The organism is Psychroflexus halocasei, assembly GCF_900107595.1.
Lineage (GTDB): Bacteria > Bacteroidota > Bacteroidia > Flavobacteriales > Flavobacteriaceae > Psychroflexus > Psychroflexus halocasei.
In genome coordinates this window covers 145031-161213 of record NZ_FNQF01000005.1, presented here as the reverse complement: position 1 = coordinate 161213, position 16183 = coordinate 145031, and the positions used below count along the sequence as shown (strand labels likewise).

11 protein-coding genes are annotated in these 16183 nt (G+C 34.5%); 8 read left to right on the top strand and 3 right to left on the bottom strand.

The features are described 5' to 3' along the window. Positions 1–48: 48 nt before the first annotated feature. A complete protein-coding gene (locus tag BLV84_RS07640) occupies positions 49–1296 on the top strand; it encodes a type IX secretion system plug protein (protein WP_093244018.1) in 1248 nt (415 codons plus the stop codon). Between the two features lie 113 nt (positions 1297–1409). Beyond that, complete coding sequence (pruA, locus tag BLV84_RS07635; RefSeq protein ID WP_093244015.1) at positions 1410–3041, top strand: L-glutamate gamma-semialdehyde dehydrogenase; 1632 nt, start codon at positions 1410–1412, stop codon at positions 3039–3041. An 83-nt stretch (positions 3042–3124) separates the two neighbouring features. Here the strand turns inward: pruA and rsmG are convergent, their stop codons facing one another. Next, positions 3125–3757: a 16S rRNA (guanine(527)-N(7))-methyltransferase RsmG gene (gene rsmG / locus BLV84_RS07630; protein ID WP_093244012.1), complete on the bottom strand. Its 633-nt coding sequence runs from the start codon at positions 3755–3757 to the stop codon at positions 3125–3127. A gap of 354 nt (positions 3758–4111) precedes the next feature. On the opposite strand from rsmG, the gene BLV84_RS07625 reads away from it, so the two are divergent. After that, a complete protein-coding gene (locus tag BLV84_RS07625) occupies positions 4112–5209 on the top strand; it encodes a fatty acid desaturase family protein (RefSeq protein ID WP_093244009.1) in 1098 nt (365 codons plus the stop codon). A gap of 16 nt (positions 5210–5225) precedes the next feature. Then, positions 5226–6413 carry a pyridoxal phosphate-dependent aminotransferase gene (locus BLV84_RS07620; protein ID WP_093244006.1) on the top strand — a complete coding sequence of 396 codons (1188 nt, stop codon included), beginning with the start codon at positions 5226–5228 and terminating at the stop codon, positions 6411–6413. A gap of 95 nt (positions 6414–6508) precedes the next feature. Here BLV84_RS07620 and sucC read toward each other — a convergent pair whose 3' ends face one another. Continuing rightward, a complete protein-coding gene (gene sucC, locus BLV84_RS07615) occupies positions 6509–7702 on the bottom strand; it encodes an ADP-forming succinate--CoA ligase subunit beta (protein WP_093244003.1) in 1194 nt (397 codons plus the stop codon). A 304-nt stretch (positions 7703–8006) separates the two neighbouring features. Here sucC and BLV84_RS07610 point away from each other — a divergent pair, with 304 nt between their 5' ends. Further along, positions 8007–9620: a CTP synthase gene (locus BLV84_RS07610; protein ID WP_093243998.1), complete on the top strand. Its 1614-nt coding sequence runs from the start codon at positions 8007–8009 to the stop codon at positions 9618–9620. Between the two features lie 93 nt (positions 9621–9713). Continuing rightward, positions 9714–11615, top strand: coding sequence for a membrane protein insertase YidC (gene yidC / locus BLV84_RS07605; RefSeq protein WP_093243995.1), 1902 nt, complete (start codon positions 9714–9716; stop codon positions 11613–11615). A 460-nt stretch (positions 11616–12075) separates the two neighbouring features. On the opposite strand, the gene BLV84_RS07600 is transcribed toward yidC, so the two are convergent. After that, a complete protein-coding gene (locus tag BLV84_RS07600; protein WP_093243991.1) occupies positions 12076–13833 on the bottom strand; it encodes a fasciclin domain-containing protein in 1758 nt (585 codons plus the stop codon). Positions 13834–13997: 164 nt separating this feature from the next. On the opposite strand from BLV84_RS07600, the gene mnmA reads away from it, so the two are divergent. Together mnmA and BLV84_RS07590 are read left to right on the top strand one after the other, a co-directional pair. Beyond that, on the top strand, positions 13998–15182 hold the full coding sequence (gene mnmA, locus BLV84_RS07595) for a tRNA 2-thiouridine(34) synthase MnmA (RefSeq protein ID WP_234953115.1): 1185 nt from the start codon (positions 13998–14000) through the stop codon (positions 15180–15182). Positions 15183–15193: 11 nt separating this feature from the next. Next, positions 15194–16138: an NAD(P)H-dependent flavin oxidoreductase gene (locus BLV84_RS07590; RefSeq protein ID WP_093243984.1), complete on the top strand. Its 945-nt coding sequence runs from the start codon at positions 15194–15196 to the stop codon at positions 16136–16138. The last annotated feature ends 45 nt before the right edge of the window (positions 16139–16183 follow it).

Sequence of the window (16183 nt, the reverse complement as noted above, 5' to 3'; positions counted from 1 at the left end):
GATTCTAAACAAATATACTAAGACTTTATTATATTTGATAAAAAAAGTTTGAAAACATCTTATCTTATCGTATTCATTTTAAGTTTTTACGTCAGTTTTTCTCAAGTTTATGAAACACCTCCCACAGAAAACATAAAAACAATAATTTTTCAATCATCAAGCGATGAATTTAGCGGAACACCGATCATGAAAATGAATGATCGTCTTATTTTGAAATTTGACGATTTAAAAGGCGCAGAAAGCGATTATTATTATGAAATTGAACATTACAATTTTGATTGGACCAAATCTGATCTTTCAAAAAGTGAATATTTAGAAGGCTTTGATGATTTAAGAATTCTAAATTTCCAAAACTCTTTTAACACATTACAATCTTACACTAATTATTCTCTAAATCTCCCTAATAAGGATACGCGCGCTTTTAAAAAAACAGGGAATTATCTTTTAAAAATCAAAAACGATGCTGGTCAAGTCGTTTTTACAAGAAAATTTATTGTCGTTAATAATGAAGTTAAAGTAAAAATGTCTGTTTTAGAAGACCGCAGATTAGACTATGCCAATCAAAAGCAAGTTATCAATTTTGAAATTGGTCAAGATGATTTTTTCTTTAAAAACCCTAAACAAAGCGTCAAAGTTGTTTTGATAAAAAACAATGATTTTTCTAATGGCATTTATAATTTAAAACCGCAGTACAACCAAGGTAACATATTGATTTACAGACACAATGACGAAAGTTCTTTTTGGGGCGGAAACGAATACCGAAACTTTGACACAAAAGACATCCGCTTAGGAACATCTCAAATCCGTCGTGTTGAACTCACAGATATTTATAATTCATATTTATTTAAAGATTACGATCGTAGCACCAAGGAATATACATATAATCCAGACATTAATGGCAGCTTTTTACTCAATGTCATTAATGCTGATCAGCTGGACAAGGAAGCTGACTACACAAGAGTTCATTTTAAACTTCAAACAAATCAAGATTTAAGCGACGGTGAAGTTCATGTTTACGGAAAATTTAATAATTACACATTAAATGATGACACCATGCTTAAATTAAATCCAAATACAGGTTCTTACGAAAACAGCATGCTTTTTAAACAAGGTTTTTATAATTACAAATATGTTTTCTGGAGTCAGGAAAAAGGCTTTAACGATATTAAGATTTCTGGAAGTCACACAGAAACCGAGAACTTATATTCAATTATTGTTTACTATAGACCTGTTGGAACAAGATACGACAAGGTCATAGGAACAGGGCATTTAATCAGTAGAAATATCAAAAAATAGACTTTGACATATATTAACATATATTAATAAAATCTTATTTTTTTGACACTTATCAGTCTGAACAATTTAAGTATCTTTAACCTCATTAAAAACTACTAAAAAAATTATTAATTATGGGCAAAGGATTTTTTCAAGTGCCACCTGCGATTAATGAGCCAATTAAATCGTACGCGCCTGGTACTCCTGAACGAGAATCAGTTTTAAAAAAATATAAAGAACTTTACAATCAAAAAACTGAAGTTCCTTTATATATAGGATCAAAAGAAATTAAAACTGGAAACACAGGAAGTATAAGACCTCCTCACGATCACCAGCACGAAGTTGGTGTTTACCACAAAGCTGAAAAAACACACATTGAAGAAGCTATTAAAAGTTCACTTGAAGCACGCCAAAAATGGGCTAACTTACCATGGGAACAACGCGCTGCGGTTTTCTTAAAAGCTGCTGATCTTATTGCTGGACCTTACAGAGACAAAATGAATGCTTCAACAATGATTGGGCAATCAAAAACAATATTTCAAGCAGAAATTGACTCAGCATGTGAAATCGTTGACTTTTTAAGGTTTAACGTTGAATATATGACGCAAATCTATGAAGAGCAACCAGAGTCTGACTCATCAGCATGGAACCGTGTTGAACACAGGCCGCTTGAAGGTTTTGTATATGCAATTACACCATTTAACTTTACAGCGATTGCCGGGAACCTACCAGCAAGTGCTGCTTTAATGGGTAACGTTGCTGTATGGAAGCCAAGTGACTCTCAAATGTTCTCCGCTCAAGTCATTATGGAAGTTTTTAAAGAAGCTGGTGTTCCTGATGGCGTCATTAATATGGTCATGGGAGATCCTGAAATGATTACTGATACCATTTTATCACACCCAGACTTTACTGGTGTTCACTTTACAGGAAGTACTGATGTTTTCAAAGGCATCTGGTCGAAAATCGGCGAGAACATTCACAACTATAAAACTTACCCGAGAATTGTAGGAGAAACTGGTGGTAAGGATTTCATCGTAGCTCACAATTCTGCAAGTCCTAAAGTTATCGCAACAGCGTTATCAAGAGGTGCTTTTGAGTTTCAAGGACAAAAATGCAGCGCAGCTTCAAGAACATACATCCCAAAAAGTATTTGGCCAGAAGTAAAAAAATATCTTGTTGAAGATATTAAGTCTTTCAAAATTGGCAGTCCAGAAAACTTCGAAAATTTCTTCACAGCTGTTATCCATGAAAAATCGTTTGATAAATTAGCGAAATATATCGATCAAGCCAAAAAAGATGATCAAGCTGAAATTATTGTTGGTGGTACTTATGACAAATCTAAAGGATGGTTTGTTGATCCTACTGTAATTGTCACAACAGATCCTAAATATACAACAATGGAAACTGAATTATTCGGTCCAGTTTTAACTGTTTATGTTTATGAAGACGAGAAGTTTGAAGAAACTCTACACCTTTGCAATGAAACAAGTCAGTATGCATTGACAGGATCTATCATTTCTACGGATCGTTATGCTGCTACTTTAGCTACTGAAATATTACAAGATGCAGCAGGAAACTTCTACATCAATGATAAATGTACAGGAGCTGTTGTTGGCAAACAACCATTTGGTGGTGCTAGAAATAGCGGTACAAATGACAAAGCAGGTTCTAAACTAAATCTGTTACGTTGGACATCTCCAAGACTAATTAAGGAAACTTTTGTGCCAGCCACTGATTATAGATACCCATTTATGGATAAAGAATAATCAAGCTTTTTTATAAAAAAAAGAAGCTGTTTCGATATCGAAACAGCTTCTTTTGTTTTTAATTCATACATAGGCAAAATTTATTAACCTTTATATTTTATTGGGAGATAAACAACTTTTTTTGTCTCGAAAAAATCGTCTGAAAAAATCTCAACAAGATCAAATATTTCTGCCGTTTGATAAGTTGATAATTCCTCTGACAAGTCACCTCCTTTTAAATATAGAATACCGTTTTTCAGTTCGTGATTAGATTTTTTAGCAATCTTACCTTTTACCCAATGTACGAAAGTTGGCATTGCTGCCACTGCTCTACTGACAATAAAATCAAATTGTTGATCTATAGTTTCAACACGAGCATTAACGGTTTTGACATTCTTTAAACCCAAAGCTTGCACAACCTCATCAACAACCTTAATTTTTTTACCGATACTGTCAACTAAAGTAAAATTAGTTTCAGGATGTAGAATCGCTAAAGGAATACCTGGAAAACCTCCACCTGTGCCAACATCCAAAATATGTGATCCTGGTTTAAATCGTTGAATCTTGGCGATAGCCAAACTATGCAATACATGTCGTGTATAAATCTCATCAATGTCTTTACGAGAAACAACATTTATTTTTTGATTCCAGTCTTTATAAACCTCTGCAATTTTTTTAAATTGTCCAAGCTGCTCATCAGTCAAGTCAGGAAAATGCTTGGTAATAATTGAATACATATTTATTTATTTTCAGTCACTAAGTTTATGCAAAAATAGATTTTCAGCTTGACATGAAGCTTTTATCCATCAATAAATTTGTTAATGATGTTTTAAGAAAGCACAATATTTACGCAGCAAGGATTGAAAAAAGAATCCTGGAAGATAGATAGCTTAAATTTTACATCAAGGCAAGCTTGATAACCTGAAAGCCTTGTATTGATTAGCAAAATTAGCTTTTCTAGCTGAAGCATTGCAATGAAAAGCCTGTTTCTTTAGGTTTAAACAAACCTAAAGAAGCTGCCCAAATTAACAAAAAACACATAATGCCTCTGAAAATTAATTGTATTTTTGCGATTATAAATTTTAGAATACATGACAAACCCAACAATCAAGTTTGCACGCAAAGACCCGCACAAATTTTTTAGAACATTAAATAAGCGCGTCAACTCTTACTTTAAGGAAAACAACATTCAAAAAACCGGTAACTGGAAGCTGCATCTAAAAGCAGTGATCATGTTCTCATTATTTTTAACACCTTACTTCCTCATTTTATTTCTCGATATTTCAGACTGGTGGAAGCTGCTTTTCACAGTTTTAATGGGCGTTGGCATGGCTGGCGTTGGCATGAATGTGATGCATGATGGAAATCATGGCGTTTACTCAAAAAAGAAATGGGTTAATAAATTTATGGGAAGTAGCATTTATGTTTTAGCCGGAAATGTTTATAACTGGCAAGTACAGCACAATGTCCTTCACCATACTTACACGAATATTCACGGTCATGATGAAGATATCGATGCTGGTAGAATCATCAGATTTTCGAAACATGCAAAATGGAGAAGATTCCATAAGTTTCAACACATCTATTCTGTTTTCTTATATGGTTTATTGACTTTTAACTGGGCCTTAACGACAGATTTTATACAGACAAAAAATTATTTGAAGCGTCAATTATCTTACGGAAAAATGCCGAGCAAGTGGAAACAATGGAGCACCTTAGCCATTACAAAATCAATCTATATCACTGTTTGGTTGATTATTCCGATGTTGATTGGTATTACGTGGTGGAAAGTTATTCTTGGTTTTTTTGTGATGCACTACACCGCTGGATTAATCTTAAGTGTGATCTTTCAATTAGCTCATGTTTTAGAGGATAATGAAATGCCTATGCCGAATGAAAAAGGTGAAATGAAAAACACTTGGGCAATTCACCAACTCTTTACGACAACAAACTTTGCGACAAAGAACAAGATTGTCAATTGGTTTACTGGCGGTTTAAATCATCAAGTGGAACACCATATTTTTCCAAACATCAGTCATATTCACTATGATAAAATTGCTGAAATTGTAAAGGAAACTGCACAAGAATTTAATTTGCCTTACAATGAATATGAAACTACACGCTCAGCGATTAAATCACATTTTAATTACCTGAAAAAATTAGGAGCTCAGCCAGAGCTGGCTTCTTAAAAAATATATATTTAGAATGATCAAATTATCTGACAAAGTCGAAAAATTAGAGACCTCAGCAACTTTAGCGATGGCTGCAAAAGCACGTGAACTGAAAGCTGAAGGCCACAAAATTATCGGATTAAGCTTAGGCGAGCCAGATTTTAACACGCCAGAATTTATTAAAAAAGCTGCGATTGAAGCTATTGAGGACAACTACAACACTTACACACCTGTTGATGGTTACCCAGAACTAAAAGCTGCGATTCAGAAAAAATTCAAACGCGATAATGACCTTGATTATTCTGACAAACAAATTGTTGTTTCAACAGGCGCTAAGCAAGCATTATATAATGTCGCTGCAGCAATTATTAACCCTGGTGATGAAGTCATTTTACCTTGCCCATATTGGGTGAGCTATAAAGACATCGTTAAATTAAACGAGGGAGTTCCTGTTGAAGTCGAAACCAGCATTGATCAAGATTTCAAAATGACGGCTGATCAGCTTAGAAATGCGATTACGCCAAAAACAAAAATGATTTGGTATAGTTCTCCATGTAACCCAAGTGGATCTGTTTACCAAAAAGAGGAATTAGAAGCTTTAGCAGAAGTATTGGCTGATCACCCACATATTGTCGTCGTGAGTGATGAAATATACGAACATATTAATTTTGGTCATCAGCATTTTTCTATGGCAAGCATTAAAGGCATGAAAGATAGAACTGTGACTGTCAACGGTGTTTCTAAAGCATTTGCTATGACAGGTTGGAGAATTGGCTATATCGGTGCACCAGAAGAAATCGCTAAAGCTTGTACAAAATTACAGGGTCAAGTCACAAGTGGAGCAAACTGTATCGCTCAACGTGCTGTGATTACTGCTTTGCAAGCTGATGTTGGTGAATTGGATTATATGATTAACAAATTCAAGTCAAGACGTCAATTGATTTTAGACTTACTGAATGACATCAAAGGTTTTGAATGTAATGAACCAGAAGGTGCTTTTTATGTTTTCCCTAATGTCAATTCTTTTTTTGGAAAAACGGTTAAAGGCCGTAAAATTGAAAACGCAACTGATTTCTCTATGCTTTTATTAGAAGAAGCTTTTGTTGCGACAGTGACAGGAGAAGCATTTGGTAACCCTGACTGTATTCGTATTTCTTATGCTGCAAGTGAAGAAGAAATTATTGAAGCCATGAAACGTATTAAAGCATTACTTGAATCTTAAATTAAAACTTCAAGTCTATTTTTACAACAAAAAAGCCTGCAATTTGCAGGCTTTTTTATTGAATATATAATATAAACTAAGATTCTAAAATCAACTTAGCTCAATACTTTCTGTACTTTATCAGCAGCTTCTTGGAAAAGAACTGCACTTTCAACAGCCAATCCAGAATTGTCAATTAATTCTTTAGCCATCTCTGCATTCGTTCCTTGTAATCTCACGATAATAGGCACTTTAATTTGGTCACCTAAATTTTTATAAGCTTCAACAACACCTTCAGCAACACGATCACAACGAACGATACCTCCGAAAATGTTAATCAAAATTGCTTCAACTTTATCGTCTTTTAAGATTAATCTAAAAGCTTCTTCAACTCTTTTTGCATCAGCAGTACCACCAACGTCAAGGAAGTTAGCAGGCTCACCACCAGCAAACTTAATCAAGTCCATTGTTGCCATTGCTAAACCAGCACCATTTACCATACAACCAACGTTTCCGTCAAGGTTAACATAGCTTAAGCCAGCTTCTTTAGCTTCAACTTCCGTCGGGTCTTCCTCACGGATGTCACGCATTTCTTGGTAATCTTTATGTCTAAATAAAGCAGAATCATCTAAAGAGACTTTAGAGTCAACAGCTAAAATTTTATCATCACTTGTTTTTAAAACAGGGTTGATTTCGAAAAGAGAAGAATCTGATTTGTCGTAAGCTGTATATAATGACATAACGAACTTAACCATTTCTTTAAAAGCTTTTCCTGACAAACCTAAGTTGAATGCAACACGGCGTGCTTGAAAAGGTAAAATACCTGTTGCTGGATCAATTTCTTCAGTGAAAATCTTGTCTGGCGTTTCATCCGCAACAGTTTCAATGTCCATCCCTCCTTCTGGAGAATACATCAACATATTACGACCAGTTGCTCTATTTAATAAAACAGACATATAGTACTCTTCAGGCTCATTGTCGCCAGGATAATAAACATCCTCACAAACTAAAACCTGATGAACGCGCTTACCTTCTTTAGAAGTTTGCGGTGTTACCAAATCCATTCCGATAATTTCTCCTGCGATTTCTTCAACCTCTTTAAGGTTTTTGGCAAGTTTAACACCACCACCTTTTCCACGACCACCTGCGTGCACTTGCGCTTTAATCACGTGCCAACCTGTGCCAGTTTCTTCGGTTAATTTCTTAGCAGCATCTACTGCTTCTTCTGGTGTTGTAGCAACGATACCACGCTGAACGTTGACGCCGAAGCTACTTAATATTTCTTTGCCTTGATATTCGTGTAAATTCATAATCAGGTTTTATGATAATTTTTATATGCACTACAAAAGTAACAATTTATGGTGTCGATACAATATAATTCAAGGGGAATTGATAACATTTAAAATCAATTTCATGAATAGGTCTAAACTACAATAGATAGACACAACCAAAAGCTGTATTTTAATCTCAATATTTCTCTAAAAACCAAAAAATTAACTAAAAATAAATCTAAAATCTACTTGAATTATATTTTTAGAAAATGCATTTTAAAATTGTTGAAACCTCAAAATTAATTGGTATTTTTGCCTCCCGTAATGACATAATTTCAACACAATGGCCGAAACAAAATATATCTTTGTGACAGGCGGTGTTTCTTCGTCTCTCGGGAAAGGAATAATCGCCGCTTCTTTAGCAAAACTTCTTCAAGCACGTGGTTACAGGACCACAATACAAAAGCTAGATCCTTATATAAATATTGATCCTGGAACGCTTAACCCTTATGAACATGGTGAATGCTTTGTCACAGAAGATGGTGCAGAAACCGATCTTGACCTTGGGCATTACGAGCGATTTCTTAACGTTAACACCTCTCAGGCTAATAGTGTGACAACTGGACGTATCTATCAAAGCGTCATTAACAAAGAAAGACGTGGTGAATATTTGGGCAAAACCGTTCAAGTCATCCCTCATATTACAAATGAAATCAAAGATCGTATTAAAATCTTAGGCGAAAGCGGTGATTATGATATTGTCTTAACTGAAATTGGTGGAACTGTCGGCGATATTGAATCTTTACCTTATATCGAAGCTGTTCGTCAGTTGAAGTGGGAGCTTGGTGATAACAATGCATTAATTATACACCTCACATTGATCCCTTATCTGTCTGCGGCTGGAGAACTCAAAACAAAACCAACGCAACACAGCGTTAAAACATTGATGGAAAGTGGTATATCACCAGAAATTCTTGTATGCAGAACAGAGCATCATATCGGGGAAGATATACGCAAAAAACTTGCATTGTTTTGCAATGTCAAACAAGAGGCTGTTATAGAATCTATAGATGCAGACACGATTTACGATGTTCCAAATCTGATGGTTGAAGAAGGTTTAGATGTGATTGCGCTTGAAAAATTGAAATTACCAAATAAACAAAAACCAGATTTAAAACAGTGGAATTCATTTTTATCAAGATTAAAAAATGCAAAAACGACACTTAAAATTGGTCTGGTTGGAAAATATGTAGAATTACAAGATTCTTATAAATCCATATTAGAGGCTTTCATACATGCAGGCGCTTACAATGATGTGAAAATTGAAACAATCAGTATTCATTCTGAATTTATGAATGACAATACTGAGATCATCAAATCATTAGATGGTATTTTGGTTGCTCCTGGGTTTGGAGAACGCGGCATTCAAGGAAAAATAGAAGCTGTCAAATATGCAAGAGAACATCAAATTCCTTTTTTTGGTATCTGTTTAGGGATGCAAATGGCCATTATTGAGTTTGCTAGAAATGTGCTGAATTTAGAAAATGCCAATTCTACAGAAATGGATGAAAACACGCCACATCCTGTTATTGATATTATGGATGACCAGAAAAAAATAGTTGATAAGGGCGGAACGATGCGATTAGGCGCTTGGGATTGTGAATTAAGAGAAGACTCAAAACTTGCAGAGATTTATCAATCACAAAACATTAGTGAAAGACACCGCCATCGCTATGAAGTCAATAATAATTACATTAATCGTCTTGAAGAAAATGGCATGATTTGTTCTGGTAAAAATAAAGAAACCAATTTAGTTGAAACAATTGAATTAAAAGATCATCCTTTCTTTTTAGGCGTTCAGTTTCATCCTGAATATAAAAGTACAGTTGCTAGCCCGCATCCATTATTTTTGGCATTTGTTGAAGCTGCGAAAAAATTCAATGTGGAAAAAGAATAATTAATTTGACAAAAACTATCGTTTTATAAGCCTAAGTCAAACTATTTACGGACTTTTGCAAAAAAATTTTTAACATTCGTGATTATATAAGTAATGGAAGAAAAAGGAAATTTTGATAAAAATTCGATCATTGGCTTTTTGTTGATTGGCGCTATTCTACTCTCATGGTTGTATTTTAGACCTGAAGAAGCTCCAAAAGAAGTAAATAACCAAACGAATACTGAAGTCACTACTGATGACAAACAAACTGAAGTAGAAAAACCAAACTTATCTCAACAAAAGGAAACAAGCCAGCTTACTGCAAATGGAAATGATTCCTTAGCTTTAAGTATGGCGCAACAACAATATGGTGCTTTTGGTTACTCTGTTGTTGAAGCACAAAAATTGGAGCAAGAAACAACAACTTTTGAGAATGAGGTTGTTAAAATTACAGTTGCCAATAGAGGTGGACAAGTTGTTTCTGCCGAATTAAAAGAACATAACACTTTTGACGGGAAACCTGTTTACCTTGTTAAGGATGGGAACTCTGAGTTTAACATTAAATTTCAGACGAACGATAATCGTAACATCGAAACCAAAAACTTAATGTTTATCCCTGAACTTACAGAGGTCGGAGATTCTCAGAAATTGATGATGCGTGCTAAAACTTCTGAAAGCGAATATCTGGAGTTTGCCTACACATTAAAGCCAAATGATTATATGCTTGATTTCACTTTAAGATCTCAAGGTCTTAATAATGTTATCAATAACAATAAGGCTGATTTAACTTGGGACTTAAAAGCTTATCGTCGAGCAAAAAGTATCTCTTATGAAAACAGATATACAGAAATTGTTTTTCAGTATGAAGATGGCAAGGACGACTACACAGGTCAAGGCGATGAAGCAAGTGAGGAAGCTAACAAAATTGATTGGTTTGCTTATAAACAACACTTCTTTACAACGATATTATTAACCGATAACTCTTTTGAAAAAGGGAAATTCACTTCATACAACCTTGTTCAAGATGAACAAGTTGATACGCTTTACACAAAAAGATTTGTTGCTGATATTCCTTTAAAACTCCACAACAACGAGTTTTCTGAGAATATGAATCTTTATTTTGGACCAGCAGATTATCAGTTACTGACAACTTATGAAAAGAATTTAGATGAAATTGTTCCGACGGGTTGGGGAATATTCGGGTGGATTAACAAATATGTATTTATTCCATTATTCGGCTTTTTAAGCAGTACTTTAGGGAATTATGGTCTTGCGATTATTGTGATGACAATTATGGTAAGAATTGTGCTTTCTCCCGTCACTTATAAATCATACTTATCTCAAGCTAAAATGAAAGTTTTACGTCCTGAGATCAATGAGATTAATAAAAAGTACGAGGACAATGCGATGAAAAAGCAGCAAGAAACAATGAAGCTTTACAGTAAAACTGGTGTGAGTCCGTTAGCGGGTTGTATTCCTGCCCTACTCCAGATTCCTGTTTTCTATGCTTTATTCCAATTCTTCCCAAGTGCTTTTGATTTACGTCAAAAAAGCTTTTTATGGGCTGAGGATTTATCGAGTTATGATGTTATTTTTGAGTGGGATGCTAATATTCCTTTAATCTCGTGGATTTATGGAAATCACGTGAGTTTATTCCCGATTTTAGCATCTGTTGCAATTTTCATTTACATGACAATGACCACTGGTCAAAATATGCAACAAGCACAGCAACCAGGGATGCCAAACATGAAATTTATCATGTATTTATCTCCTCTATTTATGCTCGTCTTCTTCAATAATTATGCGAGTGGATTATCATTGTACTATTTCATCTCTAACTTAATTACCATCGGAATTATGCTTGTCATTAAACATGTGATTGTTGATGAAAAGAAAATCCATGCGAAGATTGAACAGAAAAAGAAGAAACCTAAGAAGAAAGGTAAGTTTGCACGTAAGTTTCAAGATATTATGGCACAAGCGGAAGAACAACAAAAGCAGAATAAGAAGAAATAAAACTCTTGATTATAAAACTAGAAAAACAAAAAGCTGTCTCAAATAAATGAGACAGCTTTTTTTGTATTATGACTTCAAGCATTCGATTATAATTACAAATATCTAAGTAAATTAATCATTTTATAAGTTTAGAATAAGAGATGCTTAAGGAATTCAGCATTAACATGATTCCATGGTGAGTTTACTATCACTCCATAGTAAGTCCAATATTTATCATAAAAACATGGACTCATTATGTAGTTAATACGCATTGATATTTCTTTTACATTAACTCATAATGAGAATTAATTCAAAGAAGTATTAGCTTATACAAGTAACAGTGATTTCTTAAATAAACAAATACATTATCTCGAATAAAAAGAGAAAAGAAACTCATCACAATCAATTTCAAAAAAAACCGTCTCATTAAAAGTAATGAGACGGTTTAATTCAATTTAAAAATTTATAGAATTATAAATGCTTATAATTCTGGTAATAGAACTGTATCAATCGCGTGAATAACACCGTTACCAGCTTGAACATCAAATTTTACAATTGTAGAAGTTCTTCCATTAGGATCTTCAATTGTTCCTCCTGCAGCATCTAAAGTAATATCGTCACCTAAAGTTGATACAACTCCAGAAGAAATTGTGTTCGATGTGACATTAGCACCAGCAACAACATGAGTATTTAAGGTTGCTTCTAAGGTTGCTGTAGGAATATCATTAAGTGAGGCAAAATTTAATTCACCTAACACATCTACAAAAGCATCATTGGTTGGTGCAAATACTGTAAATGGTGCTGGAGAATCAAAGCTACTTAATGTGTTCACGTAAGTGAAGCTAGATTCACGTGTTAAGGCATCAACTAAAATTGAAAAGTTAGGATCAGCTGTTGCAAAAGTTGTCACATCAGGAATTGTAATGACTTCATCTACAACATGCACAACGCCATTTGTCGCCTCTAAATCAGCAACTGTCACTGTTGACATTCCGTTCAACATTACGCCACTATCTATATTAATGTATAAACTCAAATTATTAGCATCACCTGAAATTGTTTCTGTAGCTAATGTATTGACATACATATTAGACAAGTCTGCTGACATATTTGTTCCAGCAACAACATGATTCATCAATACATTTTTAACTTCTTCAGCTGATAATCCAGAAATATCAATATTTCCAAAAGCCGCATCAGTTGGAGCAAATACAGTAAACTCATCTGAATTTAAAGCAGAAACCAAATCAGCATCCATCAATGCTTGTGCTAAAACTGTATGATCAGGGCTTTCTGAAATAATTTCATAAGTTGTTTCAATAACATTATCTGGAGCAATAACTTTATCAATCACGTGAATAACACCATTTCCTGCTTGAACATCAGTCACAGTAATGTTGATCATTCTTCCATTTTGATCAGTAATTACAGCATTTTCAGCATCAATTTCAATAGGATCACCTAAAGTATTTACTGTACCATCTGTTAGGTCTTCAGAACGAACATTGGCTCCTGCAATTACATGTGAGTTTAAAGTCGCTTCTAAAGCTGAAGTTGGCACATCTGCTAAAGAAGATAATCCCAATTCGTCCAAAAAGTCACTAAAAGCTGCATTTGTTGGTGCAAACACTGTAAAAGGAGCTGGCACATCAGTACTGCTTAAAACATCAACAAAAGTAAAACTACTTTCTCTAGTTAATGCAGCAACTAATCCAGTGAAATTATTGTCAGCTGTTGCAAAAGTTGCAACTGAAGGAATCGTAATGACTTCATCAACAATATGCACAACACCATTAGAAGCTGTAACATCTGCAGTTATGACTGAAGACATACCATTTAAAGTAACGCCTCCGTCAGTACTGACATGCATATTAATGATGTCATCATCTGAATTTTTAGCATTCGTGTCAATATATCCGTTTGTAAGATCAGTTGACATCGCTGCACCAGTAATAACATGATTCAATAAAATATTTTTCAACTCGTTAGTTGACAATCCACTTACATCTATATTCGCAAAAGCCGCATCGGTTGGTGCAAATACTGTAAATGTATCTGAATTTAAAACCTGATCTAGACCAGTATCAATCAATGCTTGCTCAAGCATCTCATGATCTGGGCTATTTGCAATTGTTTCAAAGGTTGTAAATTCCTCGACAACAGGTTGTCCTGCATCGTCATCATCGCTACACGAAGCAAGCAAAATGATGGAAAATAATAATAGGATTCTTTTAATCATGATAGTTATATTTTTTTGTTCGTGGTAAATTTAAAACCTTAATGATTTAATTTTGTTTAATCTTTGTTAATTTTCATTAAACAAAACCTATTTATTAAAATTACGAGAATGATGACTTAAGTTGAATACACAATTTGCTATTTTTGCAGCAAGATTTAAAGAATATGAAAAAGAGAGTCGTTGTTGGTTTAAGTGGTGGTGTTGATTCAAGTGTTACAGCATATTTATGTCAACAACAAGGTTATGAAGTTATTGGCCTTTTTATGAAAAACTGGCATGACGATTCAGTAACAATCAGTGATGAATGCCCTTGGCTAGAAGATAGTAATGATGCGATGTTGGTTGCTGAAAAACTAGGTATCCCCTTTCAAACGGTTGATTTAAGTAAAGAATACAAGAAGAAAATTGTCGATTATATGTTTTCAGAATATGAAAATGGACGAACGCCTAATCCAGATGTTCTCTGTAATCGAGAAATTAAATTTGATGAATTTCTGAAAATTGCTGAATCTTTAGGTGCTGATTATGTCGCAACTGGACATTATTGTAGAAAAGAGGAAATAGAAATCAATGGTGAAAAGAAATATCAACTTTTGGCAGGAAAAGATGGAAATAAAGATCAATCATACTTCTTGTGTCAAATTTCTCAAGAACAATTATCAAAAGCTTTATTCCCTGTTGGTGATCTTCAAAAGTCTGAAGTACGACGAATTGCGGCTGAGCAAGATTTGATCACTGCTGATAAAAAAGATTCACAAGGTTTATGTTTTATAGGTAAAGTGCGATTGCCAGATTTCCTTCAACAACAACTCAAACCCAAAAAAGGCGATATCGTTGAGATTCCTGCTGATAGCCCTTTATATAATGATAAAAAAGAAAATGATACTTCTGACGACATTTATAAATTAAGTCAGAAAATAAAGTATCAAAAATCTGATGGTAAAGTTGTTGCGACGCATGATGGTGCACATTTCTTTACCAAAGGACAACGTAAAGGATTGGCAGTTGGTGGTACTAAAGAACCGCTTTTTGTGATTGATACTGACGTTAAAGAGAATATCATTTATACAGGACAAGGCAAAGATCATCCAGGCTTACTGAAGCGTGGTCTAGAGGTAAAAGCCAAAGATATACATTGGATTCGTGAAGATTTAAAACTAAAAGAAGGCGAAACAATGGAAGTTCAGGCGAGAATACGTTATCGACAACCTCTCGAAAAAGCAAGTTTACACCAAACAAAAGACAGCCTATTTGTTATCTTTGAGAACAATCAATCTGCAATTACCGAAGGGCAATTTGTCGCTTGGTATCAAGATGACGAATTACTTGGCTCTGGTGTGATTGCTTAAAATATATGTACATGCAAAATAACAGAATTACAAAATTATTCAATATAAAATATCCGCTAATACAAGCAGGAATGATATGGGCAAGTGGCTGGAAACTTGCAAGTGCAGCCAGTAATGCTGGCGCTTTAGGGATTATTGGTGCAGGTTCAATGTATCCTGATGTATTGAGAGAACACATTCAAAAATGCAAAAAAGCGACTGACAAGCCTTTTGCAGTGAATGTGCCTATGCTCTACCCTGATATTGAAAAAATCATGGAAATTATTATTGAGGAAGACGTTGAAATCGTTTTTACCTCAGCTGGAAATCCAAAAACCTGGACAAAGCATTTACAAGATCATAATATTAAAGTTGTGCATGTGGTGAGCAGTGTCAAATTTGGTTTAAAAGCTGAAGCAGCTGGCGTCGATGCCGTTGTTGCTGAAGGCTTTGAAGCTGGCGGACATAATGGTCGTGACGAAACAACAACACTGACCTTAATCCCGATGATTACAAAAGAGCTCAAAATTCCTGTAATTGCAGCTGGCGGAATCGCCAATGGTGATGCAATGCTTGCAACGATGATATTAGGTGCTGAGGCTGTACAAGTCGGGACGCGATTTGTTGCTTCTCATGAAGCTTCATCACATATAAATTTTAAAAATGAAGTTGTCAAGGCTAAAGAAGGCGACACACAATTAACATTAAAAGAATTAGCGCCGGTTCGTCTTTTAAAAAATAAGTTTTTTAATGATGTTCAAGAATTGTATCAACAAACACCTACCAAAGAGGAATTAATAAAACTTCTCGGTCGCGCAAGAGCAAAGAAAGGCATGTTTGAAGGTGATTTAGAAGAAGGTGAACTTGAAATCGGACAAATATCAGGCTTAATTTCTGACATACTTCCCGCTGCAGATATCGTTAAAAATATCATATCAGAGTTAGAAGAAGCTAAAAAAAGAGTTGCTCAACTCTAAATTTTAATAAAATTTATACCTAAAAAAAGGTCTCATTTCATTAAC

What these genes read in the sequence shown, in the direction of transcription:
- pruA (WP_093244015.1), top strand. Translation starts at nt 1,410, where the DNA reads ATGGGCAAAGGATTTTTTCAAGTGCCACCTGCGATTAATGAGCCAATT.
- rsmG (WP_093244012.1), bottom strand. Translation starts at nt 3,757, where the DNA reads ATGTATTCAATTATTACCAAGCATTTTCCTGACTTGACTGATGAGCAG.
- BLV84_RS07625 (WP_093244009.1), top strand. Translation starts at nt 4,112, where the DNA reads ATGACAAACCCAACAATCAAGTTTGCACGCAAAGACCCGCACAAATTT.
- BLV84_RS07620 (WP_093244006.1), top strand. Translation starts at nt 5,226, where the DNA reads ATGATCAAATTATCTGACAAAGTCGAAAAATTAGAGACCTCAGCAACT.
- sucC (WP_093244003.1), bottom strand. Translation starts at nt 7,702, where the DNA reads ATGAATTTACACGAATATCAAGGCAAAGAAATATTAAGTAGCTTCGGC.
- BLV84_RS07610 (WP_093243998.1), top strand. Translation starts at nt 8,007, where the DNA reads ATGGCCGAAACAAAATATATCTTTGTGACAGGCGGTGTTTCTTCGTCT.
- yidC (WP_093243995.1), top strand. Translation starts at nt 9,714, where the DNA reads ATGGAAGAAAAAGGAAATTTTGATAAAAATTCGATCATTGGCTTTTTG.
- BLV84_RS07600 (WP_093243991.1), bottom strand. Translation starts at nt 13,833, where the DNA reads ATGATTAAAAGAATCCTATTATTATTTTCCATCATTTTGCTTGCTTCG.
- mnmA (WP_234953115.1), top strand. Translation starts at nt 13,998, where the DNA reads ATGAAAAAGAGAGTCGTTGTTGGTTTAAGTGGTGGTGTTGATTCAAGT.
- BLV84_RS07590 (WP_093243984.1), top strand. Translation starts at nt 15,194, where the DNA reads ATGCAAAATAACAGAATTACAAAATTATTCAATATAAAATATCCGCTA.